The organism is Burkholderia sp. MSMB0856 (assembly GCF_001524645.2).
Taxonomy (GTDB): domain Bacteria; phylum Pseudomonadota; class Gammaproteobacteria; order Burkholderiales; family Burkholderiaceae; genus Burkholderia; species Burkholderia diffusa.
This window is the reverse complement of record NZ_CP013428.1, coordinates 2275807-2293736: the sequence shown is the minus strand read 5'-3', so window position 1 is coordinate 2293736 and position 17930 is coordinate 2275807. Positions and strand designations below refer to the sequence as shown.

Here is a 17930-nt window from a genome sequence, read left to right as displayed (position 1 = left end):
AAAAAGGAAATCCGATGCGTCTGCTGCTTGCCCTCTTGCTGCCGTGGTTCCAGTTCTTCACGATCGGCCGCCCGATCGCCGGCGTCATCTGCCTGATCCTGCAGCTCACGATCATCGGCTGGCTGCCGGCCGCGATCTGGTCGGTGTATGCGCTGAGCCAGTACAAGACCGATCGCAAGATCGAGGCGGCGCTGCGCGAGCGGCGGTAGGGGAGCGACGCGCGGCGCCGGCGAGGTCGGCAAATCGAAAAAATCGGCCGGCGATATGAAAACGGCCGCCCCGATCGTCGTTCGATCGAAGCGGCCGCGTGGCTTACTTCACCGCGAACAGCGTCAGGTTCATGAAGATCTTGAACGCATAGCCGAGCGTGACGGCGCCGAGCACGCCACCCGCCCACAGCACGACGAACCACATCCAGCCGCGCATCCGCGGCTGCGGCGCGTCGGGCTGGCGAGCGGCGGAATCAGTGGTGGTAGTAATGCTGGTCTTCATGGCGCACCTTGCCTCGGAATACCCAGTAACCCATCGTCGTGTAGGCGATGATGATCGGGAGGATAACCGCCGCGCCGACCAGCGTGAAGGTCTGGCTCGAACGCGGTGCCGCGGCTTCCCAGATCGTCATGGTCTGCGGAATCGCATACGGGAACATCGTGACGAGCAGGCCGACGTAGCCGAGCAGCACGAGCGCCAGCGCGAGCACGAACGGCGTCATGTCGTGCCGGTCGCGCACCGCGCGACGCATCCACACCGCGCACCCGGCGACCAGGAACGGCACCGGCAGCAGGCGCCAGAACAGCCCCGAATCGAACCAGCGCTGCGCGATGGCCGGGTCCTGCAGCGGCGTCCACAGGCTGACGACCGCGATGAAGCCGAGCAGCACGACCGTCAGCGGCCACACGACGCGATGGAGGCGCCGCTGCAGGTCGCCTTCCGTCTTCGCGACGAGCCAGCAGCAGCCGAGCAGCGCATAGGTCACGAGCAGGCCGAGGCCGGTCAGCAGGCTGAACGGCGTGAGCCAGTCGAACGCGCCGCCCGCGAACACGCCGTCCTTCACGTCGATGCCCTGCAGGAACGCGCCGAGCGCGATCCCCTGGAACAGCGTCGCGCCGGCCGAGCCGCCGATGAACGCGAGGTCCCACAGCTGCTTGGTGCGCCGCGCCTTCGCGCGGATCTCGAACGACACGCCGCGGAAGATCAGGCACACCAGCATGAAGATCAGCGGCAGGTACAGCGCCGACAGCACCGTCGAATAGACGATCGGGAACACCGCGAACAGCCCGGCGCCGCCGAGCACGAGCCACGTCTCGTTGCCGTCCCACACGGGCGCGACGGTGTTCATCATCAGGTCGCGTTCCTTCTCGTCCGGGAAGAACGGGAAGATGATGCCGATGCCGAGGTCGAAGCCGTCGAGCACGACGTACATGAAGAGCCCCAATGCGATGATCGCGGCCCAGATTACGGTGACGTCCATAGGTTTTCTCGTTTGCGAATATGAAGGGGCTCAGACGGTCTCGATCAGCTCGTCGACGGCCGACATCGGGCGGCGCGCGGTGTGGTCGGGGCGCGTGTCGGGCTCGCCGTGTTGTGCGTCGTGCCCGACGTCGGGCAGCGCGGGGCCGGCCTTCATCAGCTTCAGCATGTAGTACACGCCGGTGCCGAACACGAGGAAGTACACGATCACGAACGTCATCATCGACAGGCTGACCTGCTGCACCGACAGCGGCGACACGGCCTGCGCGGTGCGCATCACGCCATAGACGACCCACGGCTGGCGGCCCGCTTCGGTCGTCACCCAGCCCGCGAGCAGCGACACGAAGCCGGTCGGGCCCATCACGAGCGCGAAGCGCTGGAACCACTTCGATTCATACAGGCCGCCGCGGCGGCGCAGCAGCCAGGCGAGCGCGGCGAGACCGATCATCGCGAAGCCGAGGCCGACCATGATCCGGAAGCTCCAGAACACGACAGTCGAATTCGGGCGGTCTTCGGGCGCGAAGTCCTTGAGCCCGCGGATCTCGCCGTCCCAGCTGTGCGTGAGGATCAGGCTGCCGAGGTGCGGCACCTTCACCGCGTAGCGGGTCGTTTCGGCCTTCATGTCCGGAATGCCGAACAGGTTGAGCGCCGTGCCGCCCTTTTCGGTTTCCCACAGCCCTTCGATCGCGGCGATCTTCGCCGGCTGGTGCTTCAGCGTGTTGATGCCGTGCTGGTCGCCGATCACGGCCTGCAGCGGCGCGAGCACCAGCAGCAGCCACAGCGCCATCGAGAACATCTTCTTCACGCCCTTGTCGCGGCGGCCCTTCAGCAGGTGCCATGCACCCGTCGCGGCCACGACCAGCGCGGCGACGATGAACGCGGCGATCGCCATGTGGAACAGGCGGTACGGGAACGACGGGTTGAAGATGATCGCGAACCAGTCGGTCGGCACGACGCGGCCGTCGACGATCTCGAAACCCTGCGGCGTCTGCATCCAGCTGTTCGACGCGAGGATCCAGAACGTCGAGATCAGCGTGCCGATCGCGACCATCAGCGTCGCGCCGAAGTGCGCGCGCGGGCTGACGCGATTCCAGCCGAACAGCATGATGCCGAGGAAGCCGGCTTCGAGGAAGAACGCGGTCATCACCTCGTACATCAGCAGCGGCCCGGTGACGGCGCCCGCGAAGCTCGAGAAGCCCGACCAGTTCGTGCCGAACTGATAGCTCATCACCACGCCGGAGACGACGCCCATCCCGAACGCGACCGCGAAGATCTTCGACCAGAACACGCAGAGGGTTTTGTAATACTGCTTGCCGGTCTTCAGCCAGCGATATTCGAGCACGGCGATGAAGCTGGCGAGGCCGATGCTCAGCGCCGGGAAGACGATGTGAAAGGAGACGGTGAACGCGAATTGCAGGCGGGCCAGATCGAGGGCCGAAAAAGCGGTGTCCATACCAGTTGACCGAAGCTGACGATACCCGCCGGCGGGGTGCCGGCGGACCCCGGCCGACGGGGCATCGGGGTTGGCTGGAGTATGTGCCGCGATGTTGCGCCGCGGAATGCGCCAACTCGTCGCAGATGTCCAGCCCTTCACGGGCGGTTTCGGGATAAATCGTTGATTCGTATCAAGATCGCGACGCGCGCCGCGGGTGGCTGCGGCGTGGCGGTCTGCCGCATGTGCGGCAATATGGCGCGTCGCATCACGGGAACGGTGCACCGGTGCGGAGTGTGTGCGCCGTGCCGGTGGTGCCCGGATCGGGCGGTGCGATGCATCGGCAAGCGCTGCGCGAATTGCGTACACTCTGAGTCTCGTTTCGGCAGGGCCGGGCGTATCGGTTCCGGTCCGCGTTCACTCAGGGCACGAAGATGATCGATTTACGCAGCGATACCGTGACACGTCCGAGCCAGGCGATGCTGGCCGCGATGACTGCCGCCGAAGTCGGCGACGACGTATGGGGCGACGACCCGACCGTGCTGCGCCTGCAGGCGGTGACGGCCGAGCGGGCCGGCAAGGAAGCCGGCCTGTTTTTCCCGAGCGGCACGCAGAGCAACCTGGCCGCGCTGATGGCCCATTGCGAACGCGGCGACGAATACATCGTCGGTCAGCTCGCGCACACGTACAAGTACGAAGGCGGCGGTGCGGCCGTGCTTGGCAGCATCCAGCCGCAGCCGATCGAGAACGCGCCCGACGGCACGCTGCCGCTCGCGAAGATCGCCGCGGCGATCAAGCCGCTCGACAATCACTTCGCCCGCACGCGCCTGCTCGCGCTCGAAAACACGATCGGCGGCCAGGTGTTGCCGGAAGGCTATGTCCAGGAAGCCGTCGCGCTCGCGCGCGCCCGCGGGCTGGCCACGCACCTCGACGGCGCGCGCGTGTGCAATGCGGCCGTTGCGTCCGGCCGTCCGATCGCTGAACTGTGTGCGTCGTTCGATACCGTGTCGATCTGCTTCTCGAAAGGGCTCGGCGCGCCGGTCGGTTCGGTGCTGGTCGGCAATCGCGCGCTGGTCGAACGCGCGCAGCGCTGGCGCAAGGTGCTGGGCGGCGGGATGCGCCAGTCGGGCATTCTCGCGGCGGCCTGTCTGTATGCGCTCGACCACAACGTCGAACGGCTGGCCGACGATCACGCGAACGCCGCGCATCTCGCCGCGGGCCTCGCGCGCATCGAGCCGGTGAAGGTGCTGTCGCATGCGACGAACATGGTGTTCGCGCAATTCCCCGAAGCCGATTGCGCGCCGCTCGAAGCGTGGCTCAAGGAACGCGGAATCCTCACGCAGATGCTGTACGCGTCGCGCTTCGTCACGCATTGCGACGTGTCGCGCGCGGACATCGATACCTTCATCGATGCGGTCGGCGCGTATTTCGCGCAGCGGCGCGCGTGAGGCGGAATGCGCCGGCCGGCGGAGGCGCCGGCGCGGCGCGAAGCGGGAGTGGGACGGCGACGTGGCGGTAGTGCCGCCCGTCTGTCGATATCGGGCGTGCCGGCGGATTACGCTTGCCGGGGCATGTCGGCGGGCGGCGTGCCGTCGCGGAACAGTGCTTTCAGCTGCGTGCGAAGTTCGGCGCTGTCGGTGTGCTGGTGCACCGAGACCGCATGCTGCACGGCGGCCTCCAGTAGCTCGTTGTCGGAGTCGGCGGAAATCGCGATCGAGCAGTGCATCGCGCTGGGAAACTCGCGGCAGTCGATATAGCGGCGGGACATGATGTTCTCCTCACGGGAAAGGGAACGGCCGAATATGCCTGATCGGCCGCGCGGCGCGTTCGCGAGGCCGATGAAAAAAGTATAGGCGGCGCGGCGGGGTTGTTCGTTGCCACGTGTGCCGCACCGCGTGCCGCGCTGGCGACGTCGGTCGCCAGCCGGTCACGGCAGCGGCGCGAGCAGCCGGCGCGCCGCTTCGACCACCCGCGCGGACAGCGACGCCATCGTCGGCGACTGCACGGTCCATGCGTGCCAGTACAGCGCGATATCGGTCGGATGCATGGGCGCGAGATCGACGAGCCCCTGCGCGTCGAGCGGTGCGCCGCCGATCAGCGGCTCCGGCACCATCGCGTAGCCGAGCCCGTGCCGCACCGCCGCGAAATGCGCGTGCGTGCCCGGCACGTAATGGCACGGATACGCGCCTTCGGGCAACCCGAATTTCTCCTTCAGGAACGTGGACTGCAGCGTGTCGCGCCGCGAATACGCGACGACGGGCGCATGGCGCGCGCTCGTGCGGTTCAGCCCGCGCGGAAACCAGCGTACCGCGAACGCGGCGGCCGCGAGCAGGCGGTAGCGCATCGTGCCGAGCGGCGTCGCGACGCAGCCGCGCATCGGTTTCGGCTCGGTCGTCACGCAACCGACGGCCATCCCGCTTTCGAGCAACGCGAACGTGTGATCCTGGTCTTCGACGATCAGTTCGAACAGGATGCGCTCGCCCGCGAGCACCGACGTCAGGGCGGGCAGGAACCAGGTGCCGAGGCTGTCGGAGTTCAGCGCGATCGTGACCGAGATCGGCGATTCGCGCTCGGCCGCGAGCGTGCTCTGCAGGTCGGCCTGCAGCAGCGCGACCCGGCGCAGGTGCTGCAGCACGCGCTGTCCGGCCACCGTCGGCCGGCACGGCCGCGTGCGCAGCACGAGCGGCGTGCCGAGGCTCGCCTCCAGCGCGCGCACGCGCTGCGTGACGGCGGACGCGGTCACGTGCAGGCGCACGGCGGCCTGCTCGAAGCTGCCGGTGTCGGCGACGGCCAGCAGCGCGGCGGCCTGCTTCGGATCGATCGTCATCGACATGTCGGCGCAATTCCTGTGAACGTAAGACGAGAACAGGCGGTAGTGTAAGGCAGCGCGCGCGACGCTCCGGCCGCGGCATGACGTCTCGCCGCCGGCGGCGCGCGTGTTTTGAACTACGCTGTATGAATGTGCGCCCCGCGCGCCGGCGATACACGCGGGCGGGTTGTCCGACCCGCACCCTCCATCCAACCGACACGCCCAGCCGACGGAGCGACTTCGCCATGATCTTCCGGCAACTCTTCGACCCGCAATCGTCGACCTACACGTACCTGCTTGCCGACCGCGCATCGGGCGAGGCGTTGCTGATCGATCCCGTGTTCGAGCAGGTGCGCCGCGATGTGGCGCTGCTCGACGAGCTCGGGCTGCGGCTCGTCGCCACCATCGACACACACGTGCACGCCGATCACGTGACGGGTGCGTGGCTGCTGAAGCAGCGCACCGGCAGCGCGATCGCGATTTCGGCCGCGAGCGGCGCGCAGGGTGCCGACCGCTACCTGAACGACGGCGATCGCTGCGCATTCGGCACGCGCTACCTGACCGTGCGCGCGACACCGGGCCATACGAGCGGCTGCATCAGCCTCGTGCTCGACGACGAATCGATGGCGTTCACCGGCGACTGCCTGCTGATTCGCGGCACCGGCCGCACCGATTTCCAGCAGGGCGACCCGCGCGCGCTGTATCGCGCGGTCCACGGTCGGCTTTTCACGCTGCCGGCCGCATGCCTGCTGTACCCCGTGCACGACTATCGCGGGTTGACGGTGACGAGCGTCGGCGAGGAGCGGCGCTTCAATCCGCGCCTCGGCGGCGATCTCAGCGAGGACGATTTCGCGGGCTACATGCGCAATCTCGGGCTCGCGCATCCGCGCCAGATCGACGTCGCGGTGCCCGCGAACCTTCAATGCGGCGTTGCCGCGAACGCGCCCGACGTGCAGGCGGCGCCCGACTGGGCGCCGCTCGTCTATACGTTCGCCGGGTTCTGGGAAATCGATCCGCAGTGGCTCGAGGATCACCTGTCGGCGGTACAGGTGGTCGACGTGCGCGAGCCGGACGAATTCACCGGCCCGCTCGGCCATCTGCCCGGCGCGACGCCGATTCCGCTCGGCGAACTGGCCGCGCGCACCGGCGAGCTTGCGCATGACCGGCCGATCGTGACCGTATGCCGCGCGGGCGGCCGCTCCGCGCAGGCGACCGTGATTCTGCTGAAAGCCGGTTTCGATGCCGTCGCGAACCTCGGCGGCGGGATGCTGCGCTGGCGCGGCGAAGGCCGCGTCGTGATGGACGGCCGGTCGTAGCGGCGCGGTGCGCGCGGAGCAAAAAAAATCGATCGGTCCGATGTCGAATCGGCCTGGCGCCGTTCGTCGTCAAGGTATCCGATCACGTGGCGCCGCATGACGCGGCGCCGAAACCCTGAGAGACCTCGCGATGATGCCGACGCTATACGCCCATCCTTTTTCCTCCTATTGCCAGAAGGCGCTGACCGCGCTGTACGAGAACGGCACGCCGTTCGCGTATCGCGTGCTCGCGCACGACGATCCGAAGCCGATGCAGGAACTGGCCGCGCTGTGGCCGCTGAAGCGCTTTCCGGTGCTCGTCGACGCGGGCCGCACCGTGATCGAGGCGACGATCATCGTCGAGTATCTCGATCTCTATCATCCGGGCCCCGTGCGGCTGGTGCCCGAGGACCGGCGCGCGGCGCTGGAAGTGCGGACGATGGATCGCTTCTTCGACAACTATGTGTCGACGCCGCAGCAGAAGGTCGTGTTCGATGCGCTGCGGCCGGCGCACGAGCGCGATGTGCGGGGCGTCGCCGATGCGCGCGCGATGCTCGAAACGTCGTACGCATGGCTGGATCGAACGATGGCCGATCGCGAATGGGCGGCCGGCGACCGCTTCAGCCTCGCCGACTGCGGCGCGGCGCCGTTCCTGTTCTATGCGGACTGGACGCACCGGATCGACCCGTCGTTCGCGAACGTGATCGCGTATCGCAAGCGGCTGCTTGCGCGGCCGTCGTTTGCGCGTGCGGTCGACGAGGCGCGGCCGTATCGTGCGTTCTTTCCGCTCGGCGCGCCCGATCGCGACTGACGAGCGCGGCCGCGGTTGCCGGCGCGGCGACGACCTGACCGGCGGCGCGCGCGGGGCGCGATGCCGCCGCGCAGGGCCGGCAGCGCGTGCCGGGGCGTCGTGACGACAGCAGCGGATGCATCGCGGCGCCGTCCCGTTACATTGTCGTGTGCTTGACCGACTGCGCGAGCGTCAGCAGTTCGTCGAACTGCGTGATCAGCTCGAAGCACAGCAGGAACGCGAGCGTATAGGCCGGTGCGGGAAAGCGCCGGATCGCCTCCAGCACCTGCGGCGCGAAGCGCGATCGGATCGCGTCGCGCGTCAGCAGCCACGCGATCGCGATGCCGATCGCGGCGCCGGCGATCAGGTCGGTCGGATAGTGATAGCCGAGATACGCGCGCGGCACGCAGATGAACACGACCGCGTACAGCAGCGCGAGCACGCCGGCGCGGCGCGCGATGATGAAGATGCCGGTCGCGATCGCCATCCACAGCATCGCGTGATCGCTCGGAAACGAACTCCAGGCCTGCAGCGTGGCCGCACGCAGTTCCTCGGACGGGAAGTGCAGATGCAGATCGGGGTTGTAGATCGGCCGCACGCGGAACGGCAGGACTTTCGCGAGCAGCCGGCCGAACGCGAGCGCGACGAGCCCGCTCGCGACGGTCGCGATGACCAGTTCGCGTTGCCGTTCGCGTTCCGGTCCCGGCTGGAACCACAGCCAGCACAGCACGGGGATGAGGATGAAGCCCTTGAACGTATAGAGGCCGGCGATCACGCGGATCGCGTGGTTCATCAGCGGTCCGAACGAGATGTGGGTGAGGAAGACCTGGATCGTGGTGTCGAAATTATTCATGTTCTGCGACCCCGGCGGACACGCAGCACATGACATGCGACCGACAGGGATCAGGAAGCGCGCTCGCACCGGAGCGCAATGGGGGGCAAGTATGTCACCGGTAATTTCGAAGAAAATGGGAAAAAATACCGGGATTCCCCTGAGAAAACGCGATTTTCCGATGGGGCCGGATTGGAAGTGACCGTGCGGCGCGGTCATGTCGAATCATCTGACGGTTGGGCGCGCGTTCTCTGCGCATCGCCGAAAATAATCTGTTGAACTGGACAATTCGGCGGGCCACCGAGGATCTTGCATCGGATGATCGAATGCGCGTCGCGTCTCGCGCGGATCTGCCGTGCCGCGCAGCACCGAACGAAAATAAAAAATAAAAAGAAAAGATGTGCAGGCCGTGTGGGCCTGCCCGCTTCGCATTTGCCAACAGTGCTTGCGCTGGGCGCTGCTCGCGGACTTCGTCGCGATGACGCGAAGCCGTGCCGCTGCGCGTCGAGGGCGCGACACGCAAGCGTCGTCGTGCGTGCCGTCAGCCGCGCCGGATGCCTTCCGGCAGCGCGCTGATGCGGCGCACTTCGGGCGAGTCGAGCCACGCGCGGGACGTCGCGCAGTCGACGAACATGTCGGTCGCATCTTCGCCCCAGAACAGGTCGCCGTCGAGCTCGAAGGTCGGCACGCCGAACACGCCGTGCGCGATCGCCTGATCGGTGTTCGCGCGCAACGCGTCCTTCGCCGGTTGGGCCTCGACGGCCGTCACGCCTTCCGGAAAGCCGACCGCCTCGCACAGCGCGGCGAAGCCCTCCGGCGTCGACACATCCTGGCCGTCGCGCCAGATATGCCGGAAGATTCGCCGGATCGCATCGGGCGTGTTGCCCATCGCGATCGCGAGACGCAGCGGCCGGATCGGGTTGAACGGATGCGCGGGCGGCATCCGGAATGGGATGCCGAGCTTGTCGGCGCGGTATTGCGCGTGGCGATAGGTGAAGATGCGCTTCGCGGCGATCTCGGCCGGCGCTTTCTGGCCCCAGTGCGTGAGCAGCGCGCCGAGCACGATCGGTTTCGGCTCGTATGCGACGGCAGGCGGCAATGGGTCGAACCGTTCCTGCTGCAGATACGCGAACGGCGAAACGAAATCGAAATACCAGGTGGCGGTGCGCGCGGTGTTCATCGTGGGGTTCCCTTGCGTGTCCGGACGGCGGTTGCATGTGCGGTGCCGACAGGCGGCGTGCCGCATGCGTCGACGGCCAGTGTCGCATGCGGCCGCCTTTTGCGCTGCCTCGTCGCCGCACGCGCGCGGCCGGCTATGGCTGGGCGGGGCTGTCCGGTATCGCGAATCGGGCGAGACTGTCGCGCACGGCTTGCGCATCGTAACGCGCGCCCGCGCCACCGAGCGCGACGGTCGCCTTCTGCGCGAGCGGCAACAGCATCGCGAGCGCCGCGGCCATCGCCGGCGCGGCGGCCAGCCGCGATATCGGACCGGACACCGTCAGCGCGCCGACGCAGTCGCCGGCCGCGCCGAACACTGGCACCGATGCCGACGCGGTTTCCGGGTCGCGCTCGCCGTACGACGCAGCCCACAACTGTTCGCGCACGTCGTTCCAGCGCGCATCGTGCGGCTCGGTGAACGCGAGCAGCACCTTCCCCGACGCCCCCTGGTGAACCGGAAACTCCTCGCCGACCCGGATCGACACGCGCACCGTGCGCGTCGGTTCGACGCGATAGAGCACCGAGCGCATGTCGCCATGGCGCACGTAGAACGATGCCGTCTCGCCGAGTTCGCGGCTCAGCGTCTCGAGCAACGGTTCGACGACCGGGCCGACCCGGAACGAGCGCTGATACAGCGCGGCAAGCCGCAACGGCTCGTGTCCGACCGCGTACTGGCCGTCGTCGAGCTTGCGCACGAAGCCGCCGTGCTCCAGCGCGGCGAGCAGGCGCAGGATCGTGCTCTTGTACAGCCCGGTGCGGCGCGACAGTTCCGCGAGCGACAGCCGGTCGTCGGTTTGCCCGAAAGCGTGGAGGATCGCGAACGCGCGATCCAGGACGGCGACGCCGCTGGAGGCTTCGGCCGACGCGTCGGGCATTTCGTCGGTGTGATCTGCGGGAGTCGAGGTCGGGGGCACGGCGCGTGGTTCCTTTGGGTGACGGTCGATCGACTATATCGTTCTGTCTGGCAGAACTCAAGTTCCGAAAAATCGCGATTTCACGGGTATACCCCGCTTACAGCCGATTCGACGTGCCTCTAAAGTTCCGTCAAACAGAACGATGTTCTTTCAGATAGAACTATGAGGTGTCGAATGAGCGTTGCCGGGTATTCGAAGGTGCTGGTCAGCGAGGTCGGACCGCGAGACGGCCTGCAGAGCATCAAGGCCGTGATGCAGACGGCCGACAAGTTGCGCTGGATCACCGCGCTCGCCGCAGCCGGTCTGCGCGAGATCGAGGTCGGGTCGTTCGTGCCCGCGCGGCTGTTGCCGCAGATGGCCGACGTCGGCGAAGTCGTCGCGCATGCGCTGACGATTCCCGGGCTGCACGTCGCCGCGCTCGCGCCGAACCTGCGCGGCGCCGAAAGCGCGTTCGAGGCGGGGATCCACAAGTTGACGCTGCCGGTATCGGTGACCGAAGCGCACTCGCTGGCGAACATCCGCAAGACGCCGGCGCAGATGATCGACGAGGTGCGCGCGATCGTCGCGCTGCGCGATGCGCGGTTTCCGTCGGTGCAGATCGAGGCAGGCGTGTCGGTCGCGTTCGGTTGCACGATCGCCGGCGCGGTCTCCGACGACGAGACGATCGCGATGGCGGCCGCGATGGCCGAATGCGGGGTCGACGAGATCGGTCTGTCCGATACGAGCGGCTACGCGAATCCGGCGCAGGTGCGCCGGCTGTTCGTGCGCTTGCAGCGCGAAGTCGGCGACAAGGCCGGTGGCGCGCACTTCCACAACACGCGCGGGCAGGGGCTCGCCAACGTCGTCGCGGCGCTCGACGCCGGCGTGACGACGATCGACGCGAGCCAGGGCGGTCTTGGCGGCTGCCCGTATGCGCCGGGCGCGACCGGCAACATCGTCACCGAGGATCTCGTGTTCCTGCTGGAGTCGATGGGCGTCGACACGGGCGTCGATGCCGACGCGCTGCTCGCCGCGCGCGCGATCCTGCACGCGGCCCTGCCCGGGGAGCCGCTGTATGGCCACGTGCCGGACGCGGGGCTGCCGAAGGGGTTCCGATACGCGGACGGCCGTGCGCCGGCGGCGGCCCAGCCGGAAGGCTGCGTGACGGGAGTTGCGCAATGAACGATCGCCAACCGGCTTCGCCGCTGCCGTACGAAGGCGTGCGCGTGATCGAGATGACGCACATGGTGATGGGCCCGACCTGCGGCATGCTGCTCGCGGATCTCGGCGCGGAAGTCATCAAGATCGAGCCGATCGCGGGCGACAGCACGCGTGCGCTGCGCGGTTCCGGCGCGGGCTTCTTCGGGATGTTCAACCGCAACAAGAAGAGTCTCGCGGTCGACGTGAAGGATCCGCGCGGTCTGGAGATTGTGCGGCGGCTCGTCGCGACGGCGGATGTCTTCAGCGAGAACTTCAAGAGCGGCACGATGGATCGGCTCGGTCTCGGTTACCCGGCGCTGTCCTCGCTGAATCCAAGCTTGGTGTACGTGTCGCACAAGGGTTTCCTGCCGGGGCCGTACGAACATCGCACCGCGCTCGACGAAGTGGTTCAGATGATGGGCGGTCTTGCCTACATGACAGGCCCCGAAGGCCGGCCGTTGCGCGCGGGCTCGAGCGTGAACGACATCATGGGCGGGATGTTCGGCGCGATCGGCGCGATGGCCGCGCTCGCGCAGCGCGAACGCACCGGCCGCGGCCAGCAGGTGCAGAGCGCGCTGTTCGAGAACAACGTGTTTCTCGTCGCGCAGCACATGATGCAGTTCGCGGTGACGGGGCAGGCCGCGTCGCCGATGCCGAGTCGCATTTCCGCGTGGGCCGTCTACGACGTGTTTGCCGTCAAGGATGGCGAACAGATTTTTCTCGCGGTGGTGTCCGACACGCAGTGGGCGCTGTTCTGCGACGCGTTCGGCTTCGCCGCATTGAAGGACGATGCGCGCCTTGCAACCAACAACCTGCGCGTGCAGGCCCGCGAGTGGCTGCTACCCGAACTGCGTGCCCGGCTCGCCGTGCATTCGGCTGAGGAGATCGGCGCGATCTTCGAGTCGATCGGCCTGCCGTATGCGCCGATCACGAAGCCGCAGGACCTGTTCGACGATCCTCACCTGGTCGCGACGGGCGGGCTCGAAGCCGTGACGCTGCCGGCCGACGCGAGCAGCGCCGGCCGGCCGGTCGACACGCACACCGCGCTGCTGCCGTTCACGCTCGCGGGCGAGCGCTTGCGGCTGCGCTCGGCGCCGCCCGCGCTCGGTCAGGACACCTGCGTGCTGCTCGGCGAGCTTGGCTATACGCCGGACGAGGCGCGAGCGCTGATCGAAGCCGGCGTCGTCGCCGGGCGGCACGCGCAAGGCGCGGACGGCCAACCGCCGGGCGTGCCGGCCGACACGCCCTCGCCGAACGAAGTGGCGAGCGCGTAGCGTCGCCGCGACCCAACGAACGAACAACGCATCCCGCCCGCGATCGCGCGGGCGCGGAGTGCCGCATCCACGGAGACAACCATGACATCCGCTTCCCCGGCGCTGGCCGCCGATCGCGAAACCGACGCGTCGATCGAGCAACGGGCCGTGCGCAAGGCCGCATGGCGCTTCATTCCACTGCTCGCGCTCGCGTACTTCTTCAACTACCTGGACCGCACGAGCGTCGGGTTCGCCGCGCTGACGATGAACCGCGATCTCGGCCTGACCGCGACGCAGTTCGGCTGGGGCGCGGGGATCATGTTCGCGGGCTATTGCGCGTTCGAAGTGCCGAGCAATCTCGCGCTGTACCGCTTCGGCGCGCGGCGCTGGCTCGCGCGCATCATGATCACGTGGGGGCTGATGGCGGCGGCGACCGCGCTCGCGACGGGGCCGACGAGTTTCTATGCGATCCGGCTGCTGCTCGGCATCGGCGAGGCCGGGTTCTTTCCGGGCGTGATCTTCTTCCTCGCGGTGTGGTTTCCGGCGAGTTACCGCACGCGCGTGCTTGCCTGGTTTACCGTGTCGACACCGCTGTCGTCGCTGATCGGCGGCCCGCTTTCGACCTGGCTGCTGCAGCTCGACGGTGCGCTGGGCCTCGCAGGCTGGAAGTGGATGTTCATCGTCGAAGGGCTGCCCGCGTGCGCGCTCGGCTTTCTCGTCCTGAAGCTGCTGTCGGATTCCCCGGCCACGGCCGCCTGGCTGTCGGACGACGAGCGTGCCGCGCTGCAGCGCGCGTTCGAGCGCGACGGCGCCGCCGCCGGCCGCAAGAAGCGCTTCGGCGTCGCGCTGCGAGACGTGCGCGTCTACGTGCTCGCGCTGATCTCGTTCGGCTTCACGATGGGCTCGTACGGCATCGGCATCTGGCTGCCGCAAATGCTGAAGGCGCACGGGATGTCCACGATGCAGACCGGCTGGCTGTCCGCGGTACCGTACTTCTTCGCGACGATCGCGTTGCTGTGGTGGGCGAAGCGGGTGGACCGGCGCGGCGGCCCGGTCGCAAACCTGGCGATCGGACTGTTCATCGGCGCGGTGGCGCTCGGCGTGTCGACCCATTTCCTGACGCTCGGGCCCGCGCTCGTCGGCATCACGCTCGCGCTGATCGGCACGATCGCCGGACGCACGATCTTCTATACGCTGCCTTCCCGCTTCCTGTCCGGCCAGGCCGCGGCCGGCGGGCTGGCGCTGATCAATTCGATCGGCGCGCTCGGCGGATTCGCGGGCCCGTATCTCGTCGGCTACCTGAAGGACAGCTTCGGCACCTTCACGGCCGGGATGCTCGGCCTTGCGATCGTCCTGGCGATCACGACGCTGCTCACGCTGTCGCTGTATGCATTCGACCGGAGCGAATGACATGACGATTTCGATCAAACGACGCCGCTTGATTGGCGCGGCCGCCGCCTCGCTCGCGCTGCCCGGGTGCGTCAATACGCGCGCACCGGCCCAACACGGATCTTCCCGCATGACGACCCAAGGCAACTATCTCGCGGTGCGCAACGACTGGCTCGCATCCGCGCTCGAACCCGCACTCGACCCGGATCTGCCGATCGTCGATGCGCACCATCACTTCTACGAGCGGCCGGGCTGGATCTACATGCTCGACGACTATCTGCAGGATGCGCGATCCGGCCACAACGTCCAGGCATCCGTCTACATGCAGGCGCTGACGCGCTATCGCGACGCGGGGCCGGCCGAACTGAAGCCTGTCGGCGAGACGGCTTACGTCGCCGGGGTGACGGAGCCGCTGCAACGGAGCGGTCCGGCCGTCGCGAAAGGCATCGTCGGGCATGCGGACCTGCGGCTCGGCGAGCGCGTGCGCGACGTGCTCGAAGCGCATGTCGACGCCGGTCGCGGACGCTTTCGCGGCATTCGACACCTGACCACCTGGGATGCCGATCCGTCGCTCGCCAATCCGTTATCGGCGGTGCCGCGCGGGCTGTTGCTCGATCCCGCGTACCGCGCCGGCGTCGCGCAGCTCGCGCCGCTCGGACTCTCGTACGACGCGTGGCTGTTCTTTCCTCAATTGCCCGAGCTGTTCGATCTGGCGAAGGCGAACCCCGACACGCGGATCGTCGTCAATCACTGCGGCGGCGTCGTACGGATCGCAAGCTATGCGGACCAGCGGCCGGAAGTGTTCAAGCGATGGTCTGCGTCGATGCGCGAACTGGCGCGGCTGCCGAACGTATTCGTGAAGGTCGGCGGCCTCGGCATGCGGATCAACGGCTTCGAGTTCGAGAAGGGCGCGCGGCCGCCGTCGTCCGAACAGCTCGCCGACGCATGGAAGCCGTGGATGCTCACGTGCATCGAGGCGTTCGGCGCCGAGCGCTGCATGTTCGAGAGCAATTTCCCGGTCGACAAGGGCTCGTATTCGTACGTGAACGGCTGGAACGCGTTCAAGCGGCTGACCGCGCATGCGAGCCCGAGCGAGCGCGATGCGCTGTTCCGCGGGACCGTCACGCACGCGTACCAGCTCGGCTGACGCGTACTGCGTCGTCGCCTCGCGCTAGCCCTTCTCGACCAACGCGGCGAGCCGGGCGAGCGCCATTTGCCAGCCGGCCTCGTTGTCGGCGGCCGGCACGCCGGGCGGCACACCGTCGTGCACCGCATCGACGCGTGTGCCGCCTGCTTCGTCGGACAGCGTGATCGTGACCGTCATCGCGCCGCGCAGCATCGGATCGTCGGTTTCGAACACGTCGATTTCGACGATCTGCTGGTCCGGCACGAGCGTCACGAAGCGGCCGTGATAGGTGTCGGTGTGCGCGGTGGTCTTGCCGGTGCCGTCCGACGGTTCGTCGTAGCTCAGCGACACGCGCAGCGCGCCGCCTTCGCGCGTGTCGTATGCGTGCACGCGGCACGTCATGCCGTCGGGCACCTTCCATTGTTCGACGGCGTGCGGATCGAGCAGCGCGCGATAGACGCGCCCGCGCGGCGCGTTCAGGTGCCGGCTGACCCGGGTCGAATGCGTGTGCATGTGCAGCATGTGGCCTCCCGCGGAATGCGCACGACGGTGCACGCCGGATGCAGGCGTGTCGTCATGCTTCCTTCAGGAATCCTAGGCGCGCGCGCGGCCGCATGCAATGGCCCGCGCATGCGGCCGCATTCAGCGCAACGCGGCCGCGAATTCGTCGAGCTGCCTGATGCAGATGTTCCAGCCCTCGAAAAAGCCGAGGGCCTCGTGGCGCTCGCGCGTCGCGGCATCAGGATGCATCACGCGCGCCTCGTAGCGGCAGCCGGCGGGGTCGTCGGCCATCGTGATGACGGCCGTGAAGCCCAGCCACGGCACCTGCGGCCGCCAGCCGCCCGTGAGCATCGACGTGAATGCGATTCGCGCTTCCGACACGATTTCGAGGAAGCAGCCGGGGTTGTCGCTCGTGCCGCCGTCGGGGCCGCGCATGAACGTGTGGAAGGCGCCGCCCGGGCGCAGGTCGAACGCGCGCACTTCGGTGGTCCACGGTTTCGGGCACCACCATTCCTTCAGCAATTCCGGGTCGGTCCATGCGCGCCAGAGTGCCTGGCGCGGCGCGCGCAGCGTGCGCGTGATGACAAGGTCATGGGTTTCGGCGGGGTCGACATGGCTGGTTGACATGCGCTTGCTCCTCCTGGTGACGGCGTTCGACGAATTCCACGAGGCGATCGGAGCGCGCTTCCCACTGCGCGCGCTGCGCGGCGAGCCACTGCTCGGCTTCCGCCAGCCGGCTGCCGACCAGCTCGCAGGTGCGCGAGCGGCCGGTTTTCCGGGTCGTGACGAGGCCGCTGCGCTCGAGCACCGCGAGATGCTTCATGAACGACGGCAGCGCCATGCCGAACGGCGCGGCCAGTTCCGAAACGGTTCGCCCGCCATTGCCGAGCGCGCCGACGATCGCGCAGCGTGTCGGATCGGCGAGGGCGTGGAATACGTCGCTGATACCGGGTTGAAAGTTAGCCATGTGGCTAAGCATAGGCGATGCAGCGGGATTTTTCGTCGCGTAGCATGATGGGGCGGGAACACGCGCCGATCGGGCTGGGCGCCGTGTTGCCCGACACCGGCCGCCGTTGCGCATGCATTCACCGCACGCCGGCATTCCATTCGATCCGGGCGCACGCCGGCCGAACGCGCCCCACCTGACATACCGGAGAGGGTATGACCGAACCCGTGACCGTGCGCCGCCTCGATGCGAGCGAAGCGCATGCGTGCATCGACGCGCTGGCCGATGTGCTGATCGATTGCGTCGAGGGGGGCGCGTCCGTCAGCTTCATGTTGCCGATCGAGCGCTCGACCGCCGTGGCGTTCTGGACGCGCGTCGCCGACGGCGTCGCGAGCGGCGAGCGCATCCTGCTGGTGGCCGAGGACGCCGCCGGCCGGATCGTCGGCACCGTCCAGGTCGTGACCGCGCAGCCGGAGAACCAGCCGCATCGCGCGGACATCGCGAAGATGCTCGTGTCCCGTCATGCACGCCGGCAGGGGATCGCGGCGCGGCTGATGACGGCTGCCGACGAAGCCGCGCGCGATGCTGGCAAGACCGTGCTCGTGCTCGACACGGTGACGGGCGGCGATGCCGAGCGTCTGTACGAGCGGGCGGGCTGGCAGCGCGTCGGCGTCGTGCCCAACTTCGCGCTGATGCCCGACGGCGCATTGTGCGCGACGACGTATTTTCACAAGCAGCTCGCGTAACCGGGCTGGATGCGTGCGCAAGCCGGTTAG

At 67.9% G+C, this 17930-nt stretch carries 20 protein-coding genes; 9 read left to right on the top strand and 11 right to left on the bottom strand.

The window, feature by feature from the left end:
* Positions 1-14 precede the first annotated feature (14 nt).
* Entirely contained in the window at positions 15-209 is a 195-nt protein-coding gene (locus tag WS87_RS27895) for a YqaE/Pmp3 family membrane protein (protein ID WP_044848494.1), read from the top strand.
* A gap of 103 nt (positions 210-312) precedes the next feature.
* On the opposite strand, the gene WS87_RS27890 is transcribed toward WS87_RS27895, so the two are convergent.
* The 3 genes from WS87_RS27890 to WS87_RS27880 are packed head-to-tail and all read right to left on the bottom strand — an operon-like array spanning position 313 to position 2923.
* Complete coding sequence (locus WS87_RS27890) at positions 313-492, bottom strand: hypothetical protein (RefSeq protein WP_059815115.1); 180 nt, start codon at positions 490-492, stop codon at positions 313-315.
* The gene (gene cydB, locus WS87_RS27885; protein WP_059815113.1) at positions 464-1471 is read right to left on the bottom strand and encodes a cytochrome d ubiquinol oxidase subunit II; all 1008 of its coding nucleotides are present in this window, start codon (positions 1469-1471) and stop codon (positions 464-466) included. The genes WS87_RS27890 and cydB overlap by 29 nt, the downstream gene beginning before the upstream one ends.
* 30 nt (positions 1472-1501) lie before the next feature.
* Positions 1502-2923, bottom strand: coding sequence for a cytochrome ubiquinol oxidase subunit I (locus WS87_RS27880; protein ID WP_059815112.1), 1422 nt, complete (start codon positions 2921-2923; stop codon positions 1502-1504).
* Positions 2924-3336: 413 nt separating this feature from the next.
* On the opposite strand from WS87_RS27880, the gene ltaE reads away from it, so the two are divergent.
* A complete protein-coding gene (ltaE, locus tag WS87_RS27875) occupies positions 3337-4350 on the top strand; it encodes a low-specificity L-threonine aldolase (RefSeq protein WP_059815110.1) in 1014 nt (337 codons plus the stop codon).
* 107 nt (positions 4351-4457) lie between these two features.
* On the opposite strand, the gene WS87_RS27870 is transcribed toward ltaE, so the two are convergent.
* A complete protein-coding gene (locus tag WS87_RS27870) occupies positions 4458-4670 on the bottom strand; it encodes a DUF1059 domain-containing protein (RefSeq protein WP_059528699.1) in 213 nt (70 codons plus the stop codon).
* A 159-nt stretch (positions 4671-4829) separates the two neighbouring features.
* Complete coding sequence (locus WS87_RS27865) at positions 4830-5735, bottom strand: HTH-type transcriptional regulator ArgP (RefSeq protein WP_059815107.1); 906 nt, start codon at positions 5733-5735, stop codon at positions 4830-4832.
* A gap of 221 nt (positions 5736-5956) precedes the next feature.
* Here WS87_RS27865 and WS87_RS27860 point away from each other — a divergent pair, with 221 nt between their 5' ends.
* Both WS87_RS27860 and WS87_RS27855 read left to right on the top strand, forming a co-directional pair.
* On the top strand, positions 5957-7027 hold the full coding sequence (locus WS87_RS27860) for an MBL fold metallo-hydrolase (protein ID WP_059815104.1): 1071 nt from the start codon (positions 5957-5959) through the stop codon (positions 7025-7027).
* A gap of 130 nt (positions 7028-7157) precedes the next feature.
* Positions 7158-7817, top strand: coding sequence for a glutathione S-transferase family protein (locus WS87_RS27855; protein ID WP_059815100.1), 660 nt, complete (start codon positions 7158-7160; stop codon positions 7815-7817).
* 136 nt (positions 7818-7953) lie between these two features.
* Here the strand turns inward: WS87_RS27855 and WS87_RS27850 are convergent, their stop codons facing one another.
* The 3 genes from WS87_RS27850 to WS87_RS27840 all read right to left on the bottom strand — a co-directional run bounded on the left by WS87_RS27850 (position 7954) and on the right by WS87_RS27840 (position 10721).
* The gene (locus WS87_RS27850; RefSeq protein ID WP_059689305.1) at positions 7954-8649 is read right to left on the bottom strand and encodes a phosphatase PAP2 family protein; all 696 of its coding nucleotides are present in this window, start codon (positions 8647-8649) and stop codon (positions 7954-7956) included.
* 520 nt (positions 8650-9169) lie between these two features.
* Positions 9170-9808 carry a 2-hydroxychromene-2-carboxylate isomerase gene (locus WS87_RS27845; protein WP_059815096.1) on the bottom strand — a complete coding sequence of 213 codons (639 nt, stop codon included), beginning with the start codon at positions 9806-9808 and terminating at the stop codon, positions 9170-9172.
* A 133-nt stretch (positions 9809-9941) separates the two neighbouring features.
* A complete protein-coding gene (locus WS87_RS27840; protein ID WP_059528685.1) occupies positions 9942-10721 on the bottom strand; it encodes an IclR family transcriptional regulator in 780 nt (259 codons plus the stop codon).
* A 213-nt stretch (positions 10722-10934) separates the two neighbouring features.
* On the opposite strand from WS87_RS27840, the gene WS87_RS27835 reads away from it, so the two are divergent.
* The 4 genes from WS87_RS27835 (at position 10935) to WS87_RS27820 (ending at position 15728) form a co-directional block, all read left to right on the top strand.
* Complete coding sequence (locus tag WS87_RS27835; RefSeq protein ID WP_059815093.1) at positions 10935-11921, top strand: hydroxymethylglutaryl-CoA lyase; 987 nt, start codon at positions 10935-10937, stop codon at positions 11919-11921.
* Complete coding sequence (locus tag WS87_RS27830) at positions 11918-13213, top strand: CaiB/BaiF CoA transferase family protein (RefSeq protein ID WP_059815090.1); 1296 nt, start codon at positions 11918-11920, stop codon at positions 13211-13213. Before WS87_RS27835 ends, WS87_RS27830 begins: the two co-directional genes overlap by 4 nt.
* A gap of 81 nt (positions 13214-13294) precedes the next feature.
* Complete coding sequence (locus tag WS87_RS27825; protein WP_059815087.1) at positions 13295-14602, top strand: MFS transporter; 1308 nt, start codon at positions 13295-13297, stop codon at positions 14600-14602.
* 1 nt (position 14603) lies between these two features.
* The gene (locus WS87_RS27820; protein ID WP_059815083.1) at positions 14604-15728 is read left to right on the top strand and encodes an amidohydrolase family protein; all 1125 of its coding nucleotides are present in this window, start codon (positions 14604-14606) and stop codon (positions 15726-15728) included.
* A 24-nt stretch (positions 15729-15752) separates the two neighbouring features.
* Here the strand turns inward: WS87_RS27820 and WS87_RS27815 are convergent, their stop codons facing one another.
* The 3 genes from WS87_RS27815 to WS87_RS27805 all read right to left on the bottom strand — a co-directional run bounded on the left by WS87_RS27815 (position 15753) and on the right by WS87_RS27805 (position 17175).
* Entirely contained in the window at positions 15753-16229 is a 477-nt protein-coding gene (locus WS87_RS27815) for an SRPBCC family protein (RefSeq protein ID WP_059689312.1), read from the bottom strand.
* Between the two features lie 120 nt (positions 16230-16349).
* Positions 16350-16835, bottom strand: a complete 486-nt coding sequence (locus WS87_RS27810; RefSeq protein WP_059815079.1) for an SRPBCC family protein — start codon at positions 16833-16835, stop codon at positions 16350-16352.
* A complete protein-coding gene (locus WS87_RS27805) occupies positions 16798-17175 on the bottom strand; it encodes an ArsR/SmtB family transcription factor (RefSeq protein ID WP_059815076.1) in 378 nt (125 codons plus the stop codon). Before WS87_RS27805 ends, WS87_RS27810 begins: the two co-directional genes overlap by 38 nt.
* Before the next feature lie 194 nt (positions 17176-17369).
* Between WS87_RS27805 and WS87_RS27800 the strand changes: the two genes are divergently transcribed.
* Positions 17370-17900, top strand: a complete 531-nt coding sequence (locus WS87_RS27800; RefSeq protein WP_059815071.1) for a GNAT family N-acetyltransferase — start codon at positions 17370-17372, stop codon at positions 17898-17900.
* Positions 17901-17930 lie beyond the last annotated feature (30 nt).

What these genes read in the sequence shown, in the direction of transcription:
- WS87_RS27855 (WP_059815100.1), top strand. Translation starts at nt 7,158, where the DNA reads ATGATGCCGACGCTATACGCCCATCCTTTTTCCTCCTATTGCCAGAAG.
- WS87_RS27835 (WP_059815093.1), top strand. Translation starts at nt 10,935, where the DNA reads ATGAGCGTTGCCGGGTATTCGAAGGTGCTGGTCAGCGAGGTCGGACCG.
- WS87_RS27800 (WP_059815071.1), top strand. Translation starts at nt 17,370, where the DNA reads ATGACCGAACCCGTGACCGTGCGCCGCCTCGATGCGAGCGAAGCGCAT.
- WS87_RS27850 (WP_059689305.1), bottom strand. Translation starts at nt 8,649, where the DNA reads ATGAATAATTTCGACACCACGATCCAGGTCTTCCTCACCCACATCTCG.
- WS87_RS27830 (WP_059815090.1), top strand. Translation starts at nt 11,918, where the DNA reads ATGAACGATCGCCAACCGGCTTCGCCGCTGCCGTACGAAGGCGTGCGC.
- WS87_RS27865 (WP_059815107.1), bottom strand. Translation starts at nt 5,735, where the DNA reads ATGTCGATGACGATCGATCCGAAGCAGGCCGCCGCGCTGCTGGCCGTC.
- WS87_RS27805 (WP_059815076.1), bottom strand. Translation starts at nt 17,175, where the DNA reads ATGGCTAACTTTCAACCCGGTATCAGCGACGTATTCCACGCCCTCGCC.
- WS87_RS27870 (WP_059528699.1), bottom strand. Translation starts at nt 4,670, where the DNA reads ATGTCCCGCCGCTATATCGACTGCCGCGAGTTTCCCAGCGCGATGCAC.
- WS87_RS27810 (WP_059815079.1), bottom strand. Translation starts at nt 16,835, where the DNA reads ATGTCAACCAGCCATGTCGACCCCGCCGAAACCCATGACCTTGTCATC.
- WS87_RS27895 (WP_044848494.1), top strand. Translation starts at nt 15, where the DNA reads ATGCGTCTGCTGCTTGCCCTCTTGCTGCCGTGGTTCCAGTTCTTCACG.
- WS87_RS27815 (WP_059689312.1), bottom strand. Translation starts at nt 16,229, where the DNA reads ATGCTGCACATGCACACGCATTCGACCCGGGTCAGCCGGCACCTGAAC.
- WS87_RS27840 (WP_059528685.1), bottom strand. Translation starts at nt 10,721, where the DNA reads ATGCCCGACGCGTCGGCCGAAGCCTCCAGCGGCGTCGCCGTCCTGGAT.
- WS87_RS27860 (WP_059815104.1), top strand. Translation starts at nt 5,957, where the DNA reads ATGATCTTCCGGCAACTCTTCGACCCGCAATCGTCGACCTACACGTAC.
- cydB (WP_059815113.1), bottom strand. Translation starts at nt 1,471, where the DNA reads ATGGACGTCACCGTAATCTGGGCCGCGATCATCGCATTGGGGCTCTTC.
- WS87_RS27880 (WP_059815112.1), bottom strand. Translation starts at nt 2,923, where the DNA reads ATGGACACCGCTTTTTCGGCCCTCGATCTGGCCCGCCTGCAATTCGCG.
- WS87_RS27890 (WP_059815115.1), bottom strand. Translation starts at nt 492, where the DNA reads ATGAAGACCAGCATTACTACCACCACTGATTCCGCCGCTCGCCAGCCC.
- WS87_RS27845 (WP_059815096.1), bottom strand. Translation starts at nt 9,808, where the DNA reads ATGAACACCGCGCGCACCGCCACCTGGTATTTCGATTTCGTTTCGCCG.
- WS87_RS27820 (WP_059815083.1), top strand. Translation starts at nt 14,604, where the DNA reads ATGACGATTTCGATCAAACGACGCCGCTTGATTGGCGCGGCCGCCGCC.
- ltaE (WP_059815110.1), top strand. Translation starts at nt 3,337, where the DNA reads ATGATCGATTTACGCAGCGATACCGTGACACGTCCGAGCCAGGCGATG.
- WS87_RS27825 (WP_059815087.1), top strand. Translation starts at nt 13,295, where the DNA reads ATGACATCCGCTTCCCCGGCGCTGGCCGCCGATCGCGAAACCGACGCG.